Origin of the sequence: Pseudochrobactrum sp. AO18b (assembly GCF_000409565.1) — a bacterium.
Taxonomy (GTDB): Bacteria; Pseudomonadota; Alphaproteobacteria; order Rhizobiales; family Rhizobiaceae; genus Pseudochrobactrum; species Pseudochrobactrum saccharolyticum.
Map to the genome: position 1 here is coordinate 1 of NZ_ANNO01000273.1, position 3,075 is coordinate 3,075.

Sequence of the window (3,075 nt, forward strand, 5' to 3'; positions counted from 1 at the left end):
CGCTTCCTTGAGGGCTGCACGGACACCGGCTTCATAATCCGGATGAGTTAGTTTGAAATGGCCAAGCTGACGCTCAATGATAAAGCCAGGAACACCGCCCATTGCCGCAGCAATATTCGAGAACAGACGGCTCTTCTGACCTGCATCAAACAGGTTGAACAGCGCGCGCGGCTGCGAATAATCATCATTGCCGATACGGTGATTGTAACGATCAACGTCACCGGAGATTTTCAGCGGCGGTTCTTTCGCCGATGGCTGCTCAACCGGACCATTGAAGGAATTTGGCTCATAATAAGCATCCGGATTACCGGTCGCGATACCGCCATAAGTATTCATCTGACCATCGCGGTGATAGTGATGCACAGGACATGCAGGCTTATTGACCGGAATTTGCTCATAATGGGTGCCGAGACGATGGCGATGCGCATCCGCATAGGAGAACACGCGTGCCTGCAGCATCTTATCCGGCGAATAGCCGATACCCGGCACAATATTCGACGGCGAGAAGGCAGCCTGTTCGATTTCCGCAAAGTAGTTGTCGGCGTTACGGTTCAGCTCCATAATACCGATATCCATCACCGGATAATCCGCATGTGGCCAGACTTTGGTCAGATCGAACGGGTTATAAGGTGTTTTATCGGCATCGAGTTCAGGCATGATCTGAACCTGCACTTTCCAGCGCGGGAATTCACCCTTTTCAATCGCACCAAACAGGTCGGCCTGTGTGGATTCACGGGTCTGGCCGACAATCTTTTCGGCTTCCGCATTCGTCCAGTGCTGGTGCCCCTGCATGGTCTTGAAGTGGAATTTCACCCAATAGCGCTCACCGGCATCATTCCAGAACGAATAAGTATGCGAGCCGTAACCATTGATGTGACGCACATCTGTCGGCAGACCACGGTCAGACATCAGAATAGTCACCTGATGCAGGCTTTCCGGTGACAGCGACCAGAAATCCCACATCGCTGTGGCGGAGCGCATATTGGTCTTTGGATGACGCTTCTGGGTGTGAATGAAGTCCGGGAATTTCACCGGATCACGTACGAAGAAGACCGGCGTATTATTGCCAACCAGATCCCAGTTGCCTTCTTCGGTGTAGAATTTCAATGCGAAACCGCGCACGTCGCGTTCGGCATCTGCCGCACCGGCTTCACCGGCCACTGTGGAGAAGCGCGCAATCATCGGGGTCTTCGCACCCGGCTGCAAGGCTTTGGCTTTGGTATATTTGGAAATATCACCGGTAATGGTCAGTGTACCATGGGCACCCCAGCCCTTGGCATGAACCGCACGCTCAGGAATACGCTCACGGTTCTGGTGTGCCAGCTTTTCAATGAGCTGGTAGTCAGTCATCAGGACAGGACCGCGCTCGCCTGCTGTCAGGGAATTCTGGTTATCCGGAATCGGTGAACCGGCACTTGTGGTCATAATCGGACGATCGGCCATTTTTAGCTCTCCCTTGTATGATTGGCTCTGTTTTGAGCCATTATAAAAAAATCTGCATGACAAGATTATGACGGGCGCAGAACCACCTTCAGGTATTCCGCACCAGCCAAAACATGTATTAAATACTCAATTTCAATAACTTAACGATATACACCGATCAGGATTGAAATTGCATTCTCATGCTCTTTCTACAGAATAGAACTATTCTAACCATAATTTCCAATTGAATTTACTGTGATTATTGATAGGATTTTCTTATCATGTTTACAGTCAAGCAAATGCGCTATTTCGATGCGCTCGCCACCCATCTGCATTTCCGCAAAGCCGCCGAAACAGTCTTTGTTTCGCAACCCGCTTTATCCGCACAAATTGCAGAAATGGAAAATCTCGCCGGCAGCCCGCTCTTTGAGCGCGCCAATAAATCAGTTCTGCTCACAGAACTCGGTCACACACTCTGGCCGCGCATTAAAGTGATTTTACAGGAAATCCGTGCGCTGGAAGAACTGACCGAGCAGAAAAGTGGCATTCTACAATCACGCCTGCGGCTTGGCATCATCCCAACCATTGCCCCCTATTTGCTGCCGGATCTTATTCAGGCGCTGAAACAGCAATATCCGGCTCTGACGCTGGAACTGCGCGAGGCACTGACCGACAAGCTGCTGGAAGAATTGCGCAATGGTGAACTGGATGCGGTGATTGCCGCTATGCCGGTTCATGATCCCTACTTGACGGGCAAACACCTGTTTGATGACCGGTTTCTGATTGCCACTTCCAGCAATAATAATGATGTCCTGCCCTCGCCGCTCACACAGGGCAATGCGGCACTGGAAAAGCTGCTGCTATTGGAAGAAGGGCATTGTTTGCGCGATCAGGCGCTTGAGGTCTGCGCTCTGCCGCGTGAGCGCACACTGGTGAATTTCGGTGCGACCAGCATGGCCACGCTGCTGCAAATGGTCAGCAATGATATGGGGCTGACGCTGATACCGGAAATCGCTATTCGTTCAGAGGTGCCGCATAAGCGCATCCGCATCGTACCGTTTTCGGATAATTGCCCAAGACGCCAAGTCGGTCTGTTCTGGCGCAAACAGAGTCAGCGTCTTGAGGATTTCACAGCTTTGGCAAAATGCATCCAAAACAGCGCGGAAAAAGTGATGCTGGCACCTGATGAACTTAGCAGCCTGATCCGCCACAGTGCCGAATCTGAAGAGACTGCATCTAGAGCATAATTTCTTAGACTTGGATCAGTTTAAGGAATTATGCTCTAATTTTAAAGTGTTAGAGCGACCTTTGTGTGCCAAGTCTGGCACACGGCGCTCTATCCAGCGCGCTCCTGCTGGTATTTAAGCATCATAAGCGCAGCAGCTTTGCTCATCCATAGATCACGCTCATCCCCGAGATCAGCTTCAAAGCGCTTGGCAAGCTGTATATAAGCCCGCCACATGCTCTGCGCTCCTTCCCCCTCCTGCGCAGAGAACTGTTTTTCCATGCGCTCCACTGTCGCCTTGATCTGGTCGGTTTCAGGAATGGTTTTTATCAGCACCTCCCGTTTGCAGAGAATTGGTGATGTACAGACCAAGACCCGGCCATGAGAATACGGTCTCAGTCAGAACCGAGCCTTCCAGCATACCGGCA

General features: G+C 51.3%; 3 protein-coding genes. 1 reads left to right on the forward strand and 2 read right to left on the reverse strand.

Translation table 11 applies throughout. The features are described 5' to 3' along the window. Positions 1 to 1,443 (reverse strand): catalase (locus A918_RS0111420; RefSeq protein WP_022711198.1); only part of this gene is annotated, 1,443 nt, incomplete at its 3' end. 260 nt (positions 1,444 to 1,703) lie between these two features. On the opposite strand from A918_RS0111420, the gene A918_RS0111425 reads away from it, so the two are divergent. Beyond that, positions 1,704 to 2,669: a hydrogen peroxide-inducible genes activator gene (locus tag A918_RS0111425; protein ID WP_022711199.1), complete on the forward strand. Its 966-nt coding sequence runs from the start codon at positions 1,704 to 1,706 to the stop codon at positions 2,667 to 2,669. An 89-nt stretch (positions 2,670 to 2,758) separates the two neighbouring features. On the opposite strand, the gene A918_RS0111430 is transcribed toward A918_RS0111425, so the two are convergent. Next, positions 2,759 to 2,983: a hypothetical protein gene (locus tag A918_RS0111430; protein ID WP_022711200.1), complete on the reverse strand. Its 225-nt coding sequence runs from the start codon at positions 2,981 to 2,983 to the stop codon at positions 2,759 to 2,761. Positions 2,984 to 3,075 lie beyond the last annotated feature (92 nt).

Coding starts and splice junctions, on each gene's coding strand:
- A918_RS0111425 (WP_022711199.1), top strand. CDS start 1,704: ATGTTTACAGTCAAGCAAATGCGCTATTTCGATGCGCTCGCCACCCAT.